This is a genomic window from Paraburkholderia sartisoli (assembly GCF_900107685.1).
GTDB lineage: Bacteria > Pseudomonadota > Gammaproteobacteria > Burkholderiales > Burkholderiaceae > Paraburkholderia > Paraburkholderia sartisoli.
Map to the genome: position 1 here is coordinate 225889 of NZ_FNRQ01000001.1, position 21919 is coordinate 247807.

Here is a 21919-nt window from a genome sequence, read left to right on the forward strand (position 1 = left end):
GTTTCATCATAGCATCGCGCCCCGCGTGCCGGTGACGCGATGCCCTGACGTGCCGGGAGGCGCGCACGCCGGCTAGATCAGCTTGCCGGGAAACTGGCTGTCCGGATCCTGCATCGCGAGACGCTGGCGGTCCATGAAGTCGCGCAGCGTGTCGATGCCGCGCAATTGCAGGATCGTGTTGCGCACGGCCGCTTCGACCAGCACCGCGAGGTTGCGGCCGGCGGCCACCTGAATGGTGACCTTGCTGATGGGCAGGCCCAGCACGTCGACGGTCTGGCTTTCGAGCGGCAGACGCTGGAACTCGCCATCCGGCCGGCGCACCAGCTGGACGATCAGTTTCAGCTTCATTTTCCGGCGCACGGCGGTTTCACCGAAAATCGTCTTGATGTCGAGCAGGCCCAGGCCGCGCACCTCGAGCAGGTTCTGCAGCAGCGGCGGGCAGCGGCCTTCGACAAAGTCGGGCCCGAGCCGCACGAAATCCACCGCGTCGTCAGCAACGAGGCCGTGGCCACGGCTGATCAGTTCCAGGCCGAGTTCGCTTTTACCAAGACCGGAGTCGCCCGTCAGCAGCACGCCCATGCCGAGGATGTCGAGGAACACGCCGTGCAGCGTGGCGCGCGGCGCCAGAATGCGCGACATATAGAGCCGCAGGCTGTCGATGACAGCCGCGGCCGACATCGGCGTGGTGAAGAGCGGCGTGGACGAGCGCGTACAGCGCAGCACCAGTTCCGGCGGCGCGGCAACGCCACCCGCGACGACGAGGAACGGCGGCTCGAGCGCGATCAGCTCGGCCATGTGACGCGAGCGGCTCTCGTCGGCCTGGCGCTGGTAATACTCGACTTCGGCGTCGCCCAGCACCTGGATCCGGTTCGGGTGAATCAGGTTCAAGTGGCCGACGAGGTCGGCGCTGGAGGTGGCGTACGCAACCGTTTCCGCCGAAAACCCGCGCTCCCAGCCTTCATGCCCGGTCAGCCAGCTGAGTTTCAGCACGGCGGCGTTGTCGTCGAAAATGCTCTGGGCGTTGATGCTGGACGTATCCATGAGTCCGTGACTCCGTTATGGGCCGCTGGCCCGCGCGTCTGGCCCTGGCTGGCCTGTGTGTATCGCGGCCGGTCCGGCCGGCGTGAGCCGGGCCGGTTCGGGTGCTGTTGCCGGACCTGTATCTGGCGAGCTTCGCCTTCAATACATCAAGGTTGCCACTGAGTGAGCAGGCGATGCAACGCCTCGCGGTCTTCTTCCGTGTGCAGCCGCTCGCGTGCTTCGCGATCGGACAGCAACTGCGCGATTTCCGACAGGATTTCCAGGTGCTGCTGGGTGGCCTGTTCCGGCACGAGCAGGAAGATCAGCAGCGACACCGGCTGACCGTCGGGGGATTCGAAGGGAATAGGGTCGGCGAGACGCACGAACGCGGCGAGCGGATGCTTCAGGCCCTTGATCCGGCCGTGAGGAATCGCAACGCCTTCGCCGAGCCCTGTTGACCCGAGGCGCTCGCGCGCAAACAGATTGTCGGTGACCGTGCTGCGGGCGATGCCGTTCTGGTTCTCGAAGATCAGGCCGGCCTGTTCGAAGACACGCTTTTTGCTGGTAACGGCAAGACCGACGACGACATTGTCGAGGGGAAGATATTTGGCTAGACGATTCATGTTGGCAGGCGGAAACGTGGCCTGGATTCTCCTCGCCGTAGCGTTTGGGTGGCGTTCCATGTTCAACAGGCACACACGGCGATATGGCGATAGACGGTGGAGACCGAAAGCGCAGGACTACCGCTGATTGACCCCGATAGTAACCGGAACATTATAGAACAGGGTGATCACGGATGGTGCGGCGCGCCATCGATGAAAAGCGGGGTTTTCCGCGGCGGATTCGCCGGGTGAGGGTGTGTGGTGCGGACGGGTGGGGCGTCCAACGAAAAACCGCCCGTAATCGGGCGGTCTGGCGGAAATGCCTGAAGGAACGCTTCTGGTGATGGACCCTTATTGCGGCGGCACTTCGATTTGCGGTGCCAGCGGCTGATATTTGATCGCTTCGTGCTGATGGCCCTGGAGGCGATCCTTGTGACGAATGACTTGCCTGTCCAGCTTGTCGATCATCAGGTCGATTGCGGCGTACAGGTCGCCATCCGCGCTTTCGACAAATAAGTCCTTGCCCTTCACATGCAGGTTGATTTCAACCTTTTGCCGCTTTTCCTTTTCCTTGTGGTTGTCGACCGAGAGGACCACACTGCCATCGATTACCTGATCGAAATGTCTTAGCACCTTATCCAGTTTGGAGATCACGTATTCGCGCAACGCAGGCGTTACTTCGAGATGGTGTCCACTGATCTTCAGATTCATAGTGCTTCTCCATGCTAGTGGCCGCCTTGACGTGCATGCCCAGCAAGCGCCGGTCGAACTGTCGGCTCGCCTTCCAGTCTTCCCCTGTGACTGGCTGTTGACGGGTCGCATCGGCCAGCCTTGTCGCCCATCGCGCCGCGGCCGGTAAATGCCGGCCACAGTATGCGACCGGCTACAGAGACTTGCGCAGGTTCACCGCGGGGATTCTCAGGGCTTCACGGTACTTCGCGACGGTTCGCCGCGCCACGACAAAGCCCTGTTCCGCCAGCAGTTCGGCTATGCGGCTGTCTGAAAGAGGAGATTTCGGCTCTTCTGCTCCTATCAGTTGCTTGATGAGTGCGCGAATAGCCGTTGATGAGGCTGCGCCACCCGTGTCAGTGGAAACGTGCGATCCAAAGAAGTACTTAAATTCAAGCGTCCCGAAGGGCGTGAGCATGTACTTGCCCGTTGTCACACGCGAGACAGTCGACTCGTGTAGTCCCAGCGTATCAGCAATTTCCCGCAAAACCAAGGGGCGCATGGCAATTTCGCCATGCACAAAAAAGCTCTTCTGACGCTCGACAATCGCCTGTGCAACCCGAAGGATCGTCTCGAATCTCTGCTGGATATTCTTGATCAGCCAGCGCGCTTCCTGGAGTTGCTGGCGCAACGAACCGCTCCCCGGATCGCCCCTGCTATTGCGAAGAATGTTTGCATAAAGGTGGTTTATGCGCAGTTTGGGGACCACTTCCGGGTTCAGCTCCGCAATCCATCCCTGGGCCGTGCGCTTCACCATGATGTCCGGCACGACGTAGTCCGCTTCCGCCTTGCCATACGCGGCGCCTGGGAACGGTTCGAGTGAGCGGATGAGCGCGTGTGCGTCGCGCAGTTCGTCGTCGTTGGCCTTCAGGTGCTTGCGCAGACGCGTGAAATCACGCGCCGCGAGCAGTTCCAGATGGTGGGCGACGATGTCGAGTGCAAGCGTGCGCGTGGGCGACGATTCGAGCCGCAGAAGTTGCAGCTTCAGACATTCGGATGCCGAACGTGCGCCGACCCCCGCCGGATCGAAGCTGTGCAGCAGCGCAAGCGCCGCGTTCAGCTCGTCGAGATCGACTTCGAGTTCGTCGGGCAGGTCGGCGATCACTTCTTCGAGCGTGGCGGTCAGGTAGCCGTCGTCGTCGAGCGATTCGATCAGGAAGGTGATGAGCGCGCGGTCACGTTGACCCGCCTGCGTGACGCGCAGCTGCGCGCCCAGATGGTCGCGCAGGCTCGTGCTCGATTCGTGGATCTGCAATGGTGGCAGATCGTCGTCGTCCGAAGCGCTACCCGAGCGGCCGTAGTCGTCCAGATTCCACTGGCTCGAGTCGCCATTGCTGTCGGACGAGAGGCCGTTGTATTCATCGACGCCCCGCGGCTCGCCGTTCTCCGCGCGCTCGGAGGTAGAGGACGAAGACGAGCTCGTGCTGCCCATCTGCTCCTGCGGGGGCGCGTTGCCCGGCGCCTGCGTGATCAGCGAACCGTCCGCTGCGACACGCAGCGGACTCGCGATCCAGTCGTCCTCGTTTTCGAGCAGCGGATTCTGGGAGATCGCCATCGAGACTTCCTGCTGCAACTCAAGCGTAGACAACTGCAGCAGCCGGATGGACTGCTGAAGTTGTGGGGTCAGCGCAAGATGCTGCGACAGGCGGAGTTGGAGGCTGGCTTTCATGGCAGGTTGAGATTCATTGTAGAGAGTTTGCCACGAGCGCGATACCTTGCAACAGTCACAAAAATGCCCGTTGCGTGGATTCGATGTTGGTGGGTGCGTTTGAAGCGCCCCGCCAGCGTGTCCCGGATGTCCAGGAGCGAGGGTGTACTGGCCTCGCGGACGGCATGAAACCGGAATTGCCGTCCGCGAGGCCGTCGATTACATGCGGAAATGCTCGCCCAGGTAGACGCGCCGCACGTTTTCGTTTTCGATGATTTCGCCGGGTGCGCCGGCCGCTAGCACGCTACCGTCGCTGATAATGTACGCGTGGTCACAGATGCCGAGCGTTTCGCGCACATTGTGGTCGGTGATCAGCACACCGATGTTGCGCTGCTTCAGGAACTTCACGATCTTCTGGATTTCCAGCACCGCGATCGGGTCCACGCCGGCGAACGGTTCGTCGAGCAGAATGAAGCTCGGATTGGTCGCGAGCGCACGCGCGATTTCAACGCGCCGGCGCTCGCCGCCCGACAGCGACAGCGCCGGATTCTCGCGCAGATGCGCAATCTGCAACTCGTCGAGCAATGCTTCCGTGCGTGCGGAAATCGCGTCTTTCGTGAGGAGCTTGCCGTCGTCGTCGTGTTGCAGTTCGAGCACCGCGCGGATGTTTTCCTCGACGGTGAGCTTGCGGAACACGGACGCTTCCTGCGGCAGATACGACAGTCCGAGCGACGCGCGTTTGTGGATCGGCAGCAGGCTGATCGACCTGCCGTCGAGATCGATTGCGCCAGCGTCGAGCGGCACGAGACCGACGATCATGTAGAACGACGTGGTCTTGCCGGCGCCGTTCGGGCCGAGCAGACCGACCACTTCTCCGCTCTTCACCTCGAGCGACACGTCCTTCACGACCGTGCGCGAGCCGTAGCGTTTCTTCAGGTTGCGCACGGAAAGCGAACTGCTGGTGCCGGCTGGCTTGCGATTGGGCAGGGCGGGTGCGCTCACGGCTTCGTTACTCCCTGGCCCTGGGCTTGACCCTGCGCCGGCAGCTGCGTGGACGGCACGAGCGTGGCCGATGCGCCGTTCAGCGGCGCGGGGCCACCGTTACGCGGCGCGAGCATCGCGCGGACGCGGCCCGTCGGATTGCCCGGACCCGCGACGTCCTTGCCGGCCTTCGCCGTATAGAAATCGTTCTGGCCGTCGTACGTGATCACGCTGCCATGCACTTCGTCCATCAGCGTCGTCAGGCCCTGCAGGCGGCGCACGGTGGCACGGGTGGTCAGCGTGGTCAGGTCCTGTTTGCCGTCGTAGTCGATACGTTCCGCATCGCCTTCGACGTATTCGTCGACGCCTTCGCGCTTCTGGCGGAAGTACGAGAGGTTCTTGCCGGTCGACGTGCCCGTCGCGTACTGATAGCCCTGCGGGTCCTGATGCACCTCGACGCGGTCCGCCTTGATGACGATCGTGCCTTTCGTGGCCACGACGTGGCCCGTGAAAATGTTGACCTGTTTCAGGTCGTCGTAAGTCATGTTGTCCGCTTCGATATTCAGCGGTTTGTCCTTGTCGGCACGCTCGGCGTGCGCAACCGGCGCGAAGCCGGCGAGCGGCAACGCGACGAGCAGCGCGGCGAGCGCGGCACGGTACACGGACCACGCGTGGGCGCGGCCGGTATCAGGACGAGGGAACGATTCGTTCATGCAGTCACGCCTGGAATGGATTTACCCGGGTTGCCGGGGAGAGCCGGCGCTATCGGACGCGGCGATGGCGCCGCGCACGTTGCCGAACAGTTGCATAACCCGGGTGACGTTGTTGTAGTTCATGCCGCTGGCCGTCATGACAGACGGACCGCGTTGAAGTTTAACCGGCTTTTCGGTCTCGATGACATCGTCGTTCACCAGCACGCGGAAATGCTCGGAATCGGCCTGCATGGCCGGGTCGCCGTAGCCCGCGGCGCGCAGGATCCGCGCATTGTCGTACAGGTTGACGATCGATGCATCGCCGTTCACCGTGCCGCGATCGCCCGTTGCCGTGACGATCGGCTTGCCCGGCTGGAACGCGCGGATCGCAGGTTTGGTCAGGTCGCTGTCTTCGTCGTCCTCGTAATGGACCATGTGCGCCGCGGTCAGGCGGTATTGCGTGGCGCCCGACTGGTCGAGTTCGGAGACGGAGAAGTTGTCGGCGAAATAGTCGGGCGTGTGCGCCTTCTTGTGCGGCGCGCCCTCGTTGGGCGGCGGCAGCGTGGCCTGCAGCAGCCACCACGTGATACCGGCGAGCGCCGCCATCGCGACGAGCGGAATCAGCGAAGTCAGGCGGAACTGGTTCATCCGACGAGGCCCTGCTGGTCGCCGCCGCCGCAGGCTGCCGCGAGCAGTGCGTCATACTTGTGCTGTGCGCGCAGCAGCGTGTCGCAGACTTCACGCACCGCGCCGTGGCCGCCGCGCGCCTCGGAGACCCAGTGGGCGCGCGCGATCACTTCCGGATGCGAATTCGCCGGCGCGGCGGCGAAGCCGACCTTCAGCATCACCGCGAGATCGACCCAGTCGTCGCCCATGTAGCCGCATTCCCCGGCGCTCAGGCCGGTTTCCTTCAGCAGTTCGGCGAACGCTTCAGGCTTGTTTTCGATGCCCTGATACAGGTGCGTGATCTTCAGTTCCTTCGCGCGCACGGCGACGATGCCCGATTTGCGGCCCGTGATGATGGCCGTGTCGATGCCCGCCTGGCGAAGCAGTTTCGCGCCGTGGCCGTCCATCGAATGGAACGCCTTCATCGTGTCGCCTTCGGCGGTAAACATCAGACCACCGTCGGTCAGCACGCCGTCGACGTCGAAGATCATCAGCTTCACGCGGCTCGCGCGTTCAGTGGCGGTAAGCGGGGCGGCGGCCATCAGATCACCTTCTTGGAGAACAGGTCGTGCATGTTGAGCGCGCCGATGAGCTTGCCGGATTCATCGACAACCAGCATCTGGTTGATCCGGTGCCGCTCCATCAGTTCCACGGCTTCGACGGCCAGGTGGTCGGGGCCGATCATGCGCGGGCCCTTCGTCATCACGTCCGCGATCGGCAGTTCGCGGAAGTCGCCCGCACGTTCGAGCACGCGCCGCAGGTCGCCATCGGTGAAAATGCCCTCGACGTGATCGTTCGAATCGACGATCGCCGTCATGCCCATGCGCTTTGCCGTGAGCTGCATCAGCGCTTCGCGCAGCGTGGCGTTGTCAGGTACCTTCGGGATTTCGCTGCCGGTGCGCATGACGTCGCGCACGTAGGTGAGCAGGCGCCGGCCGAGCGCGCCGCCCGGATGCGAGCGCGCGAAGTCGTCGGCGCCGAAGCCGCGCGCGTCGAGCACGGCCACCGCGAGCGCGTCGCCGAGCGCGAGCGCGGCCGTGGTGCTGGCTGTGGGCGCGAGATTCATCGGGCAGGCTTCTTTCGAGACGCCGGCGTTCAGATGGACGTCCGCGAGCTTGGCGAGCGTCGAGGCCGGCTTGCCGGTGATGGCAATCAGCCTGGCGCCGAGACGCTTGATGAGCGGCAGGATCGAGACGAGTTCTTCGGATTCGCCCGAATTCGACATCGCGATGAAGACGTCCTCGGCGGTGACCATGCCGAGGTCGCCATGGCTCGCTTCGGCCGGATGCACGAAAAACGCCGGCGAGCCGGTGCTCGCGAGCGTCGCGGCCAGCTTGCGGGCCACGTGGCCGGATTTGCCGATGCCGGAAACGACGACGCGTCCACGGCAACTGAGGATAAAGTCGATCGCCTCGACAAAACCATCGTCGAGTTGATCGCGAAGGGCGCGCACGGCGTCCGCTTCGATGTCGAGCACGTCGCGAGCGAGCGCGAGCGCCCGATCGCCATTGATTTTCGCTATCATTCGCGGAGTATAGCAAAGGCGTTTGTTCGCCGCGCCGGGCGGGACGTGCCCGGCCGCTGCCTTCACGGGCCCCCTGACCTTGTCGCGCGGGCGTTTCGCGCGCGGCGGTTCCTGACGAACGAGGACGCTTTCCCGATGCGCATTCGCCGATGATTTCCCCGCTCGAAATGACGCTGTTCCTGCTGCTGGCTTCGGTGGCGGGCGTTGTCGTGTTCCGCTATCTGAACCTGCCGCCGATGCTCGGGTATCTGACGGTGGGCATCGTCGTCGGTCCGCACGCGCTCGGGATCGTGCCGGATTCCGCGGGCGCGCAGAATCTCGCCGAGTTCGGCGTCGTGTTCCTGATGTTCTCGATCGGGCTGGAGTTTTCGCTCGCGAAGCTGCGCTCGATGCGCCGGCTGGTGTTCGGGCTGGGCCTGCTCCAGGTGCTCGGCACGATCGCGGTCGCGCTTGCGCTCGGCTACGTGCTGGAGCGCTGGGTACACATCACATGGGAGGCGAGCGTGGCGCTGGGCGGCGCGCTCGCGATGTCGTCGACGGCGATCGTCAGCAAGATGCTCGCCGAGCGGCTCGAAATCGAAACGGAACACGGCCGCAATATTTTCGGCGTGCTGCTGTTCCAGGATCTGGCCGTGGTGCCGCTGCTCATCATCATCGCCGCGTTCGGCAGCGATTCGAAGCATCTGATGGAGGCGCTCGGCCTCGCCGCGGTGAAGATCGTGATCGCGCTCGCCGTGCTGCTGATCGTCGGGCAGCGCTTCATGACGCGCTGGTTCAACGTGGTCGCGCGGCGGCGCTCGCAGGAACTGTTCATCCTGAACCTGCTGCTGGTGACACTGGGCGCCGCGTTCATCACGGAGAAATTCGGTCTGTCGCTAGCGCTTGGCGCGTTCATCGCCGGCATGCTGATCGCCGAAACGCCTTACCGGCATCAGGTGGAAGAGGACATCAGGCCGTTTCGCGACGTGCTGCTCGGGCTCTTCTTCGTGACGACCGGCATGCTGCTGAACCCGCAGGTGGTCTGGCAGCATCCGTTCATCGTGCTCGGCTTCCTGCTCGGGCCGATCCTGCTGAAAATGGTGATGATCACGGCGCTCTCGCGGCTTTTCGGCGCCTCGCCCGGGGTCGCGATGCGCACGGGTATCGGCCTTGCGCAGGCGGGCGAATTCGGCTTCGTGCTGCTGAACCTGATTCTCGACAAGCATCTCGTCGACGCCACGTTGCTGCAGGCCATCCTCGCCGCGATGCTGCTGTCGATGCTGGCCGCGCCGTTCCTGATCCAGAACGCGGACCGGATCGTGCTGCGCCTGTCGTCGTCGGAATGGATGATGCAATCGTTGCAGATGACGCGCATCGCCACGCAGAGCCTGAAGCAGAGCGGCCACGTGATCATCTGCGGGTACGGCCGCGCGGGGCAGAATCTCGCGCGCATGCTCGAACACGAAGGCCTTTCGTACGTCGCGCTCGACCTCGACCCGGATCGCGTGGCGGCCGCCGCGGCGGCAGGCGAATCGGTCGTGTTCGGCGACGCCGGACGGCGCGAGTCGCTGCTCGCCGCCGGTCTCCATCGTTGCGCGACGGTCGCGATCACGTATGCGAACACGCCGTCCGCGCTGCGCGTGCTGAACAACATTCACGAACTCGAGCCGACGCTGCCGGTGATCGTGCGGACCGTCGACGACGCCGACCTGGAGAAGCTGCTCGCCGCCGGCGCGACCGAGGTGATTCCGGAGATCGTGGAAGGCAGCCTGATGCTGGCGTCGCACACGCTCGTGCTGATGGGCGTGCCGATGCGGCGCGTCGTGCGGCGCGTCGAGGAGATGCGCGACGAGCGATACAGCCTGCTGCGCGGCTATTTCCACGGCGCCGACGACCAGGGCGACGAGGACAGTCACGAACAGGTGCGGCTACAATCGGTGCCGGTCGACGAAAAGGCCGACGCGGTGGGTCGCACGCTTGCGGAACTGGGGCTTTACGAGCTCGGCGTCGAAGTGACGGCGATCAGGCGGCACGGCATTCGCGGCGTCGAGCCGGATCCGGAAACGCGTCTGCGCGCGCTCGACATCGTCGTGCTGCGCGGTTTGCCTGAAGCGCTGGCCGAAGCGGAAGAGCGGCTGTCGAAACATCGGCGTGCGGGTGCGGTCGCGGCCTGAGCGGGCTGTACCGGCCGCCCACTTTTTCACGGGCCGCATGCCTCGCGCGGCAATACCGCCATGGGCGGTTTCCGAAGCGCCGCCAGCGCGACCAACATTGAAGCCATTACCCGGGATACTGGAGACATCATGTCCAACGCAACTTCGCTCGCGCCCGCCGATGCGCCACTGAACGCGGCTGAGTTCGTGAAGAGCCAGATCCGCACGGTGCCCGACTGGCCGCAGCCCGGCGTGCAGTTTCGCGACATCACGCCGTTGCTGCAGCAGCCAAAAGCAATGCGCGTGCTGATCGACCTGTTCGTGCTGCGCTATATCGACGCGAAGCTCGACTACATCGCGGGGCTGGACGCGCGCGGTTTCATCATCGGGCCGATTCTCGCGTTCGAACTGAATCTCGGTTTCATCCCGATCCGCAAGGTCGGCAAGCTGCCGTACAGGACGGTCGCGGAGTCGTATCACCTCGAATATGGCACGGCGACCGTCGAGATTCACGAGGACGCGTGCGGCCCGGGCGACCGCGTCGTGCTCATCGACGATCTGATCGCAACCGGCGGCACGATGATGGCCGGCAAGAAGCTGCTCGAACGACTCGGTGCGCTGGTGGTGGAAGGCGCGGCGATCATCGATCTGCCGGACCTGGGCGGCGCGCGGCTTCTGCGCGAAGCGGGGCTGCCGCTCTACACCGTGACCGAATTCGGCGGACACTGACCGCACGCCGCGTACTCGTCCAACGCACCTGGATAAAAACGATGCCCAATTTCCTGCTGTTTCTCGCGACATCCATCGCGATCACACTGGCGCCCGGTCCTGACAACCTGCAGGTGCTCGCGCGCGGCATTTCTCAAGGCCGCGCGGCGGGTTTTGTCGCCGCGCTCGGTTTTGCCGCTGGCATCACGTTCCATACGACGCTCGCCGCGCTTGGCGTCGCGGCCGTGTTGCGCTCGTCGCCGGTTGCGTTTCAGGCGATCAAGCTGGCCGGCGCCGCGTATCTGGTCTGGATCGGCATCAAGGCGCTGCGCAGCCAGGGTCTCGCGACGGCGCACGAGCGTCCGCCGCAGCCGCTACGGTCGGTGTTCCGGCAAAGCGTGCTCGGCAACGTCATGAACCCGAAGGTCACGCTGTTCTTCATCGTGTTCCTGCCGCAGTTCGTCGATCCGCACGGCGCGCAGAGCGTCACGCTGCAGATGCTCGAACTCGGCGTCACGTTCATGCTGCAGACCGTGGTGGTGTTTTCGCTGTTCGGCGTGTGCGCGGGCATGATCGGCAGCTGGCTGCGTCGCCGGCCGCGCGTCGGCGTGTGGCTCGACCGCCTTGCCGGCGCGACGTTCATCGCGATCGGCATTCGCGTTGCGTTGCGCGACTGAGTGGCGGGAGCGTCGATCATGACTTTGCCCTGCATCATTTCCGCGCGCCGTTTCGACGCGCGCGCTCATGCGCCGTTCTGGATCGGTGACGAGCGGGTCGGCTGGATCCGTACCTCCGACGTGCCGCTGCTCACGCGCTGGCCGGATGTATTCGACATTGACGACGCGCGCGTCACACTGTCGGCGCGATTCGACACGCTCGATCCGCGCAGCGCGGCGCTCGGCGCGGTGATCGGCGCGCTCGCCGCCGAGGGTCGCATTCCGGGCTGGCGCGACGAGACGTACGCGATCCGCAACGCGTTCGATGCACCGCCGCTCGCGTACATCGAACGGGCCGCGTCGCGCTTCTTCGGGACGATGACGTACGCGGTGCATCTGAACGGCGTCGTAGAATATGCCGACCGCGCGCCGCAATTGTGGATCGCGCGCCGCAGCGACACGAAGGCGACCGATCCCGGCATGCTGGATAACGTCGTCGCGGGCGGCATCGGCTGGGGCTTCGGCATCGAAGAAACCATCGTCAAGGAGTGCTGGGAAGAAGCGGGCATTCCGGAAGACATTGCCGCGCGCGCGGTGGCGGGGCGCACCGCGCATGTGTTGCAGTCGTTGCCCGAAGGCACGCAGGCCGAACAGGTGTTCATCTACGACCTGCCGTTGCCGCCGGATTTCGCGCCGCGCAATCAGGATGGCGAAGTGGGCGAGCACCGCCTCGCGCGGATCGACGAAGTCGCGCGCTGGATCGAGGAAGGCGCGATGACGGTCGACGCGAGCCTCGCCACGCTCGACTGTCTGCTGCGTCATCACTGGATCGATGAGGACGCTTGCGAGGGCATTGCCACGGTGTTCGCCCCGGCGGTTATCTGAAGCGCCGCGCGCTGTCATATTGATACTGAATGAATTACGGATTGAAGAAGGGAGTCACCCAGGTCATGTCGACCGAACATAGCTTTATTCTCAAACTGTCGTGTGCCGACCGGCCAGGCATCGTGCATGCGGTGTCCGGTTTTCTGTTCGAATGCGGCAGCAATATTCTCGACTCGGCCCAGTTTGGCGACAGCCACACGGGCGAGTTCTTCATGCGTGTTCATTTCCAGCAGGTTGGCGGCGATCCGGGGCTGGATGCGCTGCGCGTGTCGTTCGCAACGCTCGCCGAACAGTTCGGCATGAAGTGGGAATTGCACGATGCATCGGTGAGGCCGCGCGTCGTGATCATGGTCTCGAAGATCGGCCATTGCCTGAACGATCTGCTGTTTCGCTATCGCACCGGTCAGCTCGGCATCGAAATTCCCGCGATCATTTCGAACCACAAGGAGTTTTATCAGCTCGCGGCGAGCTATGACATTCCGTTCCATCATTTTCCGCTGACGGGTTCGACGCCCGACGCGAAGGCCGCGCAGGAAGCGCGCGTGCTTGAAGTGATCGAAGAACACCAGGCCGATCTGGTCGTGCTCGCGCGGTACATGCAGATTCTGTCGCCGCAACTGTGCGACCGGCTGTCTGGACGGGCGATGAACATTCACCATTCGTTTCTGCCGAGCTTCAAGGGCGCCAAGCCGTATTACCAGGCGTTCGATCGCGGCGTGAAACTGATCGGCGCGACCGCGCACTACGTGACGACCGATCTCGACGAAGGCCCGATCATCGAGCAGGAAGTCGAGCGCGTGGATCACAGCATGACGCCGGAGCAACTGACTGCGATTGGTCGCGATGTCGAGTGCGTGACGCTTGCGCGTGCGGTGAAGTGGCATGTGGAACACCGCGTTGTGCTGAACGGAAGCAAGACGGTGGTTTTCCGTTGAGATGCGTGCCTGGCGGTGGGGTTGTGTTTCCTGTCGGGTAGCGGTGCGGCGCGGGGTAAGTTGGCGCGGCACGTAAAAAGGCCCGCGGCAGGGAGAAACTGATCCCTCACTAACCCAGTTTTTTGGCTTCGCTTCCCCGACTACCTGTCAGATCAGGTCCAGGCTAATGCAGATCAAGCCGCAACGAGCGATGCCGTAGCCGGATCGTAAACATAGCCAGTGATGGAACCGTCAACGATCCGCTGCACGGCTTCATTGATCACCTGTAGCGGCACCAGGAACCACTCTTTCGGCCGAACTGGATTGCCAAAGCGATCTGGAATGGTCAGGTCTAACTGTGCAGCAGCAAACAGCCGGTGGAAGATGTGCTCCATCCTGCTACGCTTGATGTTATGGAGCTTGTACTCGGCGATGATATCCACACCGGCCAGCAGATAGGTCGCTTCGGTTTCAGCGTCCGCAATGCGGGCTTCTACCTTGCCGCCGGTAACGCCAATCTTGTGGATCAGCTCACGGTGTTGCTCCACGAACGGATGATTCGACCGACTACGTAGCACATAGATTGTGCCGCTTTCGATATCGTCCGGTTCGGCAGAGTCACCGAATAGTGGTCCAGAAAACGAGCTAGTGTCCACCTTGATCACCCGGCTACCGACTCGCCCCTCGGTGTCCTTGTAGAGCGCTCGCTGCAATGACCGTAGCAACAGATCGCTCTCCGTGCCATTGGAATAAATGACGCGCAAGCGGCCATTGGTCTCAGCATTGGGTGTCTTGTAAGTATCCCCCACCTCCGCAATGTAGGTGATCAATCCACCAAGGATGAAGAAGTCTCCGACCTCAATACCGGCGTCCTTACCAAACGGCCTCGTTACCCAAAGCTTTTGCTTAAGGCCAGCCTCTACCTCATCGAAAAGCGGCTTGAATGTCTCGAAATCCTTACAAGGAGCGCGGTCTGCGATTTCTTCCGCAGCCTTGATTTCAGCATGGGAGCGCACATGCCTAAGCACCCGGATATCGTCGCCGGCCGGTTCGGCAGCAACACCCAGTTCGGCCAGCAAAGCATCTGCATCCAGCTCATCCATGACAGGGGCTGTCGTAGCATCGCCCAACAGGCCTGGCGTATCCATTTCAGACAGGAGGATGCGAGCATCAGGCAGCTTGCGCAGTTGATCCAGGCGCACGGCATACAGCCGCTCGAAGATGTCGCGGTCAGTGCCATGCTGAGGGGCGCGCCCATGCGCCTGATGAAAGCGCAGGATGTCCTCAAAGCCAGCAATGACGCGCTCTTCCTGCGGCGTTCGGCTGCTCGCCTTGACGGGCTCAACGGGAACGCCAAGAGCGTCCAGCAGCGCGTCGTCGTCCATCTCACTCACCAGCGGCCTCCTTGGCCTTGGCCTGCGCACGATAGCGTGCCAAAGCCGCCACGCCCTCAGCCATACGTTTTTCCCATGCATCAGCCGAGTTGATATCTGGCAGACGCCCTCGTTCGCCCTTGAACGCCAGCGCACGCTTGGCCAACTCGCGCGCTTCCTCTTCGCTGATCGACAACTTCTTGGTGGCGATGCTGGCTTGAATCTGGCGCAACGATTTCTCATCCATCGTCTTGGCCAGCACCGCATACGCGGCTTCAAACGGGTTGATGCGGTCGATCAGGTCAATGTCCAGATCGCGCACATTAACGAACTTGCGAACACCGTCAATCAGCGAGGCATTGCCCAACTGCGCGCCCTCTGCACTGCCGGTGGAGTCGCCCGCTGCATCGCCAGCAGCCAATGCCAGCTTTGCCTGCTGAGTGATGTTGAGCACGGCAACGGCATGCTGACGCACCGCCTCCTGATCTTCATCGCTCAACTCTGGGTAGCGCTCGCGCACGATCTTGCCCATACGCTGTACGGTCAGCTCCTCGGGAATCGTGTTTTCGCTGTTGAGTGTACCCTGCTCCAGCGCCAGCTTGTCCTGAATGAAACCAGCAATGACTTCGTTCAAATCTTCCTTGCAGATGCGGGTGGCCTCCGGGCTCGTCGGTGTTTTCAGTCCCGGGATTTCAAGATGTACTGCGCCGGTATGTTTGTTGACGCCGACGTTTTTGCCACCATCAACGTAGCCATCCGGGCCGTAATCAAAGCCTTCCCTCTGTCCGATATCCTTGGGCGTGAACTCGTAACGCGGCGCCAGTACCTGCTCCATCAGCAAGCTGGCAGAAATAGCTTTGAGCATATCGTTGACGGCTTCGGCCACAGCAGATTGTTCAGCAGTCGGCTCAGCAATCAGGTTGGTGAAGCGGGCACGCTCCTTACCCTTGGCATCTCGCGTGGCACGACCGATGATCTGAACGATCTCAGTCAAGCTGCTCCGGTACCCAATGGTCAGCGCGTGTTCACACCAAATCCAGTCGAAGCCTTCCTTGGCCATGCCCAAGGCGATGATGATGTCCACATGGTCACGGTTATCCTTCTGCGCCGGGTCTTTCAGCGCAGCAAGCACACGCGAGCGCCTGGCGGCATCGCTATCGTCCACCAGATCGGCCACCTTGAGTATGTGCCCGTCCTTGCGCTGAACCATGTGAAAACCCGTTTTCTCGTCCAGCCCTTTCCACTCGCCGAGCGCGCCCATGATTTCGTTCACTTCGCGCTCTTTGTCCTGCAAAGACTCTCGCGAATTGACGCTGGGGATATGAACGATGGTCTTCAGCGTCGAGTCCAGCACTTTTTCCACCGCCTCGACGTAGCGGCCGGTGTAAAAGAAGTAGCCAATGTCGAGGGACTTCAGCCACTGGTAGCCATTGAGTTGCTGGTAGTAGGTATAAGTGATGCGCTCGAACTTGCCTTCATCTTCCGGCGATAACACCGCCTCGCTGTCGCCCCGGAAGTAACTGCCGGTCATGGCGACCAGATGTACCTTGTCGCGAGCCAGCAGCGCACTCAACTGGCTGCCGAGTTTGTTGTCTGGGTTGGAAGACACATGATGGAACTCATCAATGGCGATCATGCGATTGTCGAATGCCTCGACGCCCAGTTCCTCCACCGCAAAACGGAAGGTGGCATGAGTACAGACCAGCACCTTGTCGCCGCTTTGCAGGAATTTGCCAACGGCCTCAACCTTGGATTTCGCCACGCGCGGCTCATCCACGCCGGGTGCATTGCACAGATTCCATTGCGGGGCCACTGTCCAGTCCCAATAGAATCCATGCTTCGTCAAAGCCTCGTCCGCAAAACTGGCCCCGATAGAGCGTTCCGGCACCACGATAATTGCCTGCCGCAAACCCTGATTGTTCAGCTTATCCAGCGCGATGAACATCAGCGCCCGGCTCTTGCCCGACGCCGGCGGCGACTTGATGAGCAGGTACTGCTCGCCCCGCATGGCCCATGCCTGCGCCTGCATTTCGCGCATGCCTAGCGCATCGGCCTTGGCGGATGCACCGGTGCGCGCCGTGGAGATGGATACCGCCGGGACGGTGCGCTGATTGACCGGATTGGGGCTCTGGCTCATGTTTTGCGTATGTGGTCTTATGTCTATACCCTCGTGATATGACTCACGGGTGGCTTATAAAAGCTTATATCAGCTTAAATCGGCGCATATCGCCTTATACCGCGAGCGTGTAATACGCCCCTTTCTTCTGACCGTGCATCACTAGCCGCCCCTCCGCATACAGCCGCGACAGCAGCTTGCCAGCCTGATTTCCGTCCAGATGGCATAGCTCCATCACCTCGCTGCGCTGGATGCGACCATGCTGGCGTACATAGTTCAGCACCATTTCCGGGTGCTGAATATGCGTGAACCCCACCTGCCGGGTATAGGCCAGCTTGTCGCCCTTGGCCCGGTACATATCTACGGACAGGGTATAGCTGCGGTTGCGGGTAGCGCCATGTGCATCCACCAGCCCGGCCTCCAGTAATTTCTCCAGCGTGCGCTTGGCCTGAGCTGGGTCACGCTGGATATGTCCAGCCAGCTCTTCAGCATCAAGGCGTTTATGCTCACGCAATGCAGAAAGCGCGATCAAGCTATCGATGGGCAACTCGCCACTCTGTCGGCCCTCTTGCTCGACCACCAGTCGCAGGAACAGTTCATCAGCATCAACCGTGGCGAGTTGCAGCACAACGCTGTTGCCGTCGGTGCGGCTGTAATCAGGCTCCGGGCGACCGAAGCGCAACATACCGCGATAAATCTTGTCCACGCCGCGCCCTGAGCGCTCCACCAGACCAATGCGCTTCATTGCATCGGCAAGTGATGGATTACGCGGGCGCGGTTCGGTTATCAGCAGATTATTGAGGGTCACCCCCTCGACCAGACCGCCGGGGTTGCTGATAGTCAGACCGTCATCGTTCAGGCGCACATGCACCGCACCGAGCCGGTGGTAGTCCCGATGTACCAGCGCATTCGCCACCGCCTCACGGAAAGCACCCATGTCAACCTTTGGCACCGGCACGCGAAACAGGTCAATCTGCAATTCGTGCTCAGGGTTATAAGGCCGAAAATTGGTTTCCAGCCAATCCATCGCCTTAAGCAACGGGAAACGTCTGAACTCGTTGAAGCGGACCGCCTCGCTCCCCAAGACCTGGAAGGCCAATTCGTGCGTGGGCACCAAGTCGCGCAAAGCGGTTTCACGGCCGATCACCAGCAAGCCGGTGAGCGTGGGAACACGTTCACCGGCGTCATTCCGGGTGGTGAAGCCCAGCGCACCGTCTAGGGCTTCGTCGTCCAGCTCAAGCAGCACACGATCCCCGCCATAGCGCTGCACGGTCTGGCGCAGGCGTTCACGCTCCAACGGGTCGAAGTCAACCAAAGTGGCCCCCGCCACGGCTTGTGCAGACACGTCGCTCAGGCCGAAGCGGCTGGCACGGCTGCTGCGCTCATGCGGCAGCATCGCTACACATTCAGGCGTGCCATCTTGCTTGATACGGCGGCGCAGGTATTTTCCTGAGGTGGTTGCCACCTCGCTGGCGGACTTGGACACGCGGATACATGCCACTCGGATGCCCGCGATTTCGGCAGCCTGAACGGCAACAGTCAACGACGGCGACGTGCGCGAAGCCACCAACCCCGGCAGACCGATCAGGTTTTGATGATCTGCATGCAGGCCCGTCGGCGTACCGTCATCTTCCACACCCAGCCATAGCTCACCGCCATCGCTATTGGCCATGCAGGCCAGTGCTTCGACCAGTTCGTCATCATGCAGGCGCTTGCGGTCGCTCTTGAACTCGACGGTCAGCGATTCAGATGTCGGCAAATGCGGGGCGAATTTGGCTTGGCTCATTGCAACTCGCCTTGCGCGGAACCGCTTGCTGCCTTCTTTCTTCCTGCCGGCTTCTTGGTCGGAGCCCTTTTCGCTGCCTCCGCCGTCATCTTTGTGTAGAGATCGAACAGCCTCTCCAAGCGCTCGGTGTCGTTCCTGAACTTGCGGCCAATGTAGATACGCTCCAGCGTTTCGTCGTTGTGCTCGTGGGCATGGCGCAAGTTCTCCGGCATTTCTTCCGGATCGTATAGATCAGCAATCGTCTTGGGGAAATGCGCCTCGCGAGCCAGCAGAATAGCTTCGGCACAAGCCGTCAAATCGGCCTTATTTTGCTCGGTAAGAAGTGGCACGGGAAAAGTGTTCCATCCCAACGTATTTGAGTACCGAAAATCCGTTTTCAACTTGCCGCAAACAGTCGCAATCCAGACCAAGTGCAAACGGCTTGCGATAAGGGCCATGTTCCATAGGGGCGCGTCATAGATCACAGATGCGAGATTGGAAACAACAGTGTCGTATCCAGTCAACTCGCATGGCAAGTACAGCCGTCGCTCCGACGATACATTCGGAACCGCAATCGCAGCGTGATGACTATGGGGGGCAAAGACAAAACGGTGTGGGGTCGCTGCATTTTCGTTTGCCTGAGTCCCATTACTCGTCAATCGCATCTGACGCACTTTATCGAACCGAGCACGAAACACACTAATCTTCTGAGCCTCCGTTAGGTCGTCGTCTTCGACCCAAATGCACCAGCGGCCACCGCCATTGATCAATTCACGCGATCCAACGTAGCGCTTGATGAAGCGGCTGGCGTTAGGATTTATCGCCAGAATTTCATCTTTTTCCTCGGTCGAAGGTGTAAGGTAACCCCCATCAGTTGGCTTGTTTCCCGACTGCATATGACCGATGGCAGATAGAGCGCTTGACCTTTTCGTGACAATTACCGTAGGTGCTGCGACCAAGTAAGGGCTAAGATTTGAAACGGCTCTGACGATCTCGCCATCGAACAGTCGTCTATCGCTGCCCGGATTTGCCGTTAGGCCGAGAATCACACAGGTGACCGCTGCCTTATTGCTTGCAAGATTGCTCCACAGGAAGGACGTATGCGCGAAATGTATGACGTTCCTTTCCTGAAAAATCAGAGGCCATAGCATTGCAACCTGCTCCCCCTGAGTCACCGAGTTGGTGGTAACGAAGGCGCTTGCCGATCCAGTCTTGTTGTTATACTGCGCCGCCTTGAGAGCAAACGCAGCAACGTAGTCTAGGTCCTTATAGGTATTAAGCAGCGGCGCGAACACTTTTGCCATGTCCGCCTTCTGCTGCCCCGTTTGACCGACGCTTCCTTGATATGGCGGGTTTGCACACAGATACGTCTCCCCCCCCTCGTTCTCGAAGCCGATCTCAGCCTGATCCAGAGGCGTATCGAACAAATCATCGACCTCAAGCTTTACACCTGCTCCCATCGGCGGACACACCCCCAGCCAGGCCAGTTGTAGTGCGTTGCCTCGAACGATCCAATTTTCCTTCGCTAGCGGCAAAAACTCTGCTAGCGCCTCGCGCTGGCCACGATATAGTTCATCACACTGAAATTCAGCAATAATCAGCGCCAGTCGCGCAATTTCCGCCGGAAAATCGCGCAACTCAATACCACGAAAATTGGTCAGCGGTATCTCGCTCCGAAGATCGGGCTCGCCACGGCGCACATTAATCTCTGCCTCAATCGCCCGCATCTGCTTATAGGCAATCACCAGAAAATTACCTGAACCGCATGCCGGGTCAAACACGCGAATGCGCGCAATACGCCGGCGCAACGCCAGCAGCTTGCGTTTGTCCTGCCCAGCGGACTCCAGTTGCGCCTGCAAATCATCCAGGAACAGCGGGTTCAACACCTTCAGGATGTTCGGCACGCTGGTGTAATGCATGCCCAGTGCACCGCGCTCTTCATCATCGGCCACGGCCTGAATCATGCTGCCGAAAATGTCCGGGTTGATCTTCTTCCAGTTCAACCCACCCGCGTGCAGCAAGTAAGTGCGCGCCATGCGAGTGAAGCGCGGTACCTCAGTACTGCCGGAAAACAGCGCGCCATTCACATAAGGAAAACCGTTGGCATAGTTAGGAAGGCGCGGCACGGCAGCGTTGCGGTCGGCAGCGCGGATGTCCATTGCACGGAAGATTTCCGACATCACGGTATGCACGTTACTGGCATCACGCTCGGTCATCTGGTCGATGGTCTGCGTGAACAGCCCCATGCCGTTGAAGATGCCGGTGTCTTCGGCAAAAAAACAGAAGATCAACCGGGCCATGAAGTGGTTCATGTCGGCGCGGCGCGCATCGGTGGCCCAGTCAGGGTTCTCGCGCAGCAGTTCGACGTACAGTTTGTTCAAGCGCCCAGTGGCGCGCACGTCGATGGGGTTGTCCTTGATCTCCTTGATGGTGGAGATACCAGCCAACGCCAAAAGGAAACCGAAGTGGTTGGGGAAATCGGAATAGGCACAGGCAACGGTTTCGCCGCTGCCGACGTCTTCAGCCTCCAGCGTCTGTCCATCGGTAGCCAGCAGGAACTTGACCTTGGCCTTCGCGTGAGCAGTTGCCGGGCTGGCTTTCAGCGCGGCCAGGGTTGCGCCAACTTGCTCCGGTGCACATACGGCCAGGTGAATGTGATTACGCAGCAGCATCCCGCCGGCCACGTCAGACGGATTGTTGTTGCCTGCCCGCAACCGCTTCAAGGTCGTTTCCTTGTGGCCGAACGCAGCAAGGAACTGATACGGGAATTCCACCGCATCAAATGGCTGTTCAGCCAACTCGGAAATGGCTTGTTCGATTTCTACTGCATTCATGAGGCGGTGCGCCCAGGTAGCATTCGTGCGTTCAGTCAACCCGCTCAGGCCTCGGCGGCTGAGGGACGCTGAAATGGGTGAAATTTTAGCAGCTTGCCAGGGTTCGCCATGGGGCGGACGCGCAGTTTTTCGATGATCAGAAAATCGCCGACATCAAGCCAGGCAAATGCGTCCGGCCCGAAGGTGAATCCCCCCAATCGAGTAGGGTGAAGGGTTACCCCCTCATTCCCGGCAACGAATCCCGGAACAAACGCTACTCGCTACCACTCGAGCCACGCTACACATTCATCTCATCGTGACCACGTTCCTGCATCGAATCAGGTCAAGTGGCTGACCATTCAGCGGCCAACTTTCCCTCAAACTGAGGGAAAGTTGGCCCATCGTTGACGCAGTAATGCTATTGCATTGCGGGACATCAGTTCGTTACGTCCGTGTTTCTCGGGACCAACGCCGTCACGTATGGAAAAGCTACGCTGGACGACATCTGAAGAATCGAGTCCAAGGGTTAATGACCTACATCGGCTCGAGCCCCAAGCTTGACGCAATACGGCATCAACCCACTTTTTTCAAAGTAATGGTTTAGTCATTCATTCAGTAGAGCACAAAAAATATGTGGGTAAAGAAAAAGCCCGCGCTCCATAGGGAGGGCGGGCGTCTACCAACAGAAAACTGC

General features: G+C 61.2%; 18 protein-coding genes. 5 read left to right on the forward strand and 13 right to left on the reverse strand.

The window, feature by feature from the left end; translation table 11 throughout:
* Positions 1 to 72: 72 nt before the first annotated feature.
* From hprK to kdsD, 9 genes are all read right to left on the reverse strand, one after another.
* Positions 73 to 1041: an HPr(Ser) kinase/phosphatase gene (hprK, locus tag BLV45_RS01105; protein ID WP_090527733.1), complete on the reverse strand. Its 969-nt coding sequence runs from the start codon at positions 1039 to 1041 to the stop codon at positions 73 to 75.
* 146 nt (positions 1042 to 1187) lie between these two features.
* Positions 1188 to 1703, reverse strand: coding sequence for a PTS sugar transporter subunit IIA (locus BLV45_RS01110; protein WP_090527736.1), 516 nt, complete (start codon positions 1701 to 1703; stop codon positions 1188 to 1190).
* A gap of 270 nt (positions 1704 to 1973) precedes the next feature.
* Positions 1974 to 2333, reverse strand: coding sequence for a ribosome hibernation-promoting factor, HPF/YfiA family (hpf, locus tag BLV45_RS01115; RefSeq protein WP_090527739.1), 360 nt, complete (start codon positions 2331 to 2333; stop codon positions 1974 to 1976).
* A gap of 172 nt (positions 2334 to 2505) precedes the next feature.
* On the reverse strand, positions 2506 to 4020 hold the full coding sequence (locus BLV45_RS01120; RefSeq protein WP_090527742.1) for an RNA polymerase factor sigma-54: 1515 nt from the start codon (positions 4018 to 4020) through the stop codon (positions 2506 to 2508).
* A gap of 198 nt (positions 4021 to 4218) precedes the next feature.
* Positions 4219 to 5001, reverse strand: a complete 783-nt coding sequence (gene lptB, locus BLV45_RS01125) for an LPS export ABC transporter ATP-binding protein (protein WP_090527745.1) — start codon at positions 4999 to 5001, stop codon at positions 4219 to 4221.
* Positions 4998 to 5693: a lipopolysaccharide transport periplasmic protein LptA gene (gene lptA, locus BLV45_RS01130; RefSeq protein WP_090527748.1), complete on the reverse strand. Its 696-nt coding sequence runs from the start codon at positions 5691 to 5693 to the stop codon at positions 4998 to 5000. The genes lptB and lptA overlap by 4 nt, the downstream gene beginning before the upstream one ends.
* Positions 5694 to 5714: 21 nt before the next feature.
* Positions 5715 to 6320: an LPS export ABC transporter periplasmic protein LptC gene (gene lptC / locus BLV45_RS01135; protein ID WP_090527751.1), complete on the reverse strand. Its 606-nt coding sequence runs from the start codon at positions 6318 to 6320 to the stop codon at positions 5715 to 5717.
* A complete protein-coding gene (locus tag BLV45_RS01140) occupies positions 6317 to 6880 on the reverse strand; it encodes a KdsC family phosphatase (protein WP_090527754.1) in 564 nt (187 codons plus the stop codon). Before BLV45_RS01140 ends, lptC begins: the two co-directional genes overlap by 4 nt.
* Entirely contained in the window at positions 6880 to 7863 is a 984-nt protein-coding gene (kdsD, locus tag BLV45_RS01145; protein WP_090527757.1) for an arabinose 5-phosphate isomerase KdsD, read from the reverse strand. Before kdsD ends, BLV45_RS01140 begins: the two co-directional genes overlap by 1 nt.
* Positions 7864 to 8012: 149 nt before the next feature.
* Here kdsD and BLV45_RS01150 point away from each other — a divergent pair, with 149 nt between their 5' ends.
* The 5 genes from BLV45_RS01150 to purU all read left to right on the forward strand — a co-directional run bounded on the left by BLV45_RS01150 (position 8013) and on the right by purU (position 13179).
* On the forward strand, positions 8013 to 10016 hold the full coding sequence (locus tag BLV45_RS01150) for a monovalent cation:proton antiporter family protein (protein ID WP_090527760.1): 2004 nt from the start codon (positions 8013 to 8015) through the stop codon (positions 10014 to 10016).
* A 129-nt stretch (positions 10017 to 10145) separates the two neighbouring features.
* Complete coding sequence (locus BLV45_RS01155; RefSeq protein WP_090527763.1) at positions 10146 to 10724, forward strand: adenine phosphoribosyltransferase; 579 nt, start codon at positions 10146 to 10148, stop codon at positions 10722 to 10724.
* A 41-nt stretch (positions 10725 to 10765) separates the two neighbouring features.
* Complete coding sequence (locus BLV45_RS01160; protein WP_090527765.1) at positions 10766 to 11380, forward strand: LysE family translocator; 615 nt, start codon at positions 10766 to 10768, stop codon at positions 11378 to 11380.
* An 18-nt stretch (positions 11381 to 11398) separates the two neighbouring features.
* Entirely contained in the window at positions 11399 to 12244 is an 846-nt protein-coding gene (locus tag BLV45_RS01165) for an NUDIX hydrolase (protein WP_090527769.1), read from the forward strand.
* A 65-nt stretch (positions 12245 to 12309) separates the two neighbouring features.
* Positions 12310 to 13179: a formyltetrahydrofolate deformylase gene (gene purU, locus BLV45_RS01170; RefSeq protein ID WP_090527772.1), complete on the forward strand. Its 870-nt coding sequence runs from the start codon at positions 12310 to 12312 to the stop codon at positions 13177 to 13179.
* A 173-nt stretch (positions 13180 to 13352) separates the two neighbouring features.
* On the opposite strand, the gene BLV45_RS01175 is transcribed toward purU, so the two are convergent.
* From BLV45_RS01175 to BLV45_RS01190, 4 genes are all read right to left on the reverse strand, one after another.
* Positions 13353 to 14552, reverse strand: coding sequence for a GIY-YIG nuclease family protein (locus tag BLV45_RS01175; RefSeq protein WP_090527775.1), 1200 nt, complete (start codon positions 14550 to 14552; stop codon positions 13353 to 13355).
* The gene (locus tag BLV45_RS01180; RefSeq protein WP_090527777.1) at positions 14545 to 16668 is read right to left on the reverse strand and encodes a DEAD/DEAH box helicase; all 2124 of its coding nucleotides are present in this window, start codon (positions 16666 to 16668) and stop codon (positions 14545 to 14547) included. Before BLV45_RS01180 ends, BLV45_RS01175 begins: the two co-directional genes overlap by 8 nt.
* 94 nt (positions 16669 to 16762) lie before the next feature.
* Entirely contained in the window at positions 16763 to 18433 is a 1671-nt protein-coding gene (locus BLV45_RS01185; protein WP_090527780.1) for an ATP-binding protein, read from the reverse strand.
* Positions 18430 to 21246: a class I SAM-dependent DNA methyltransferase gene (locus BLV45_RS01190; RefSeq protein ID WP_090527783.1), complete on the reverse strand. Its 2817-nt coding sequence runs from the start codon at positions 21244 to 21246 to the stop codon at positions 18430 to 18432. Before BLV45_RS01190 ends, BLV45_RS01185 begins: the two co-directional genes overlap by 4 nt.
* Positions 21247 to 21919: the final 673 nt, after the last annotated feature.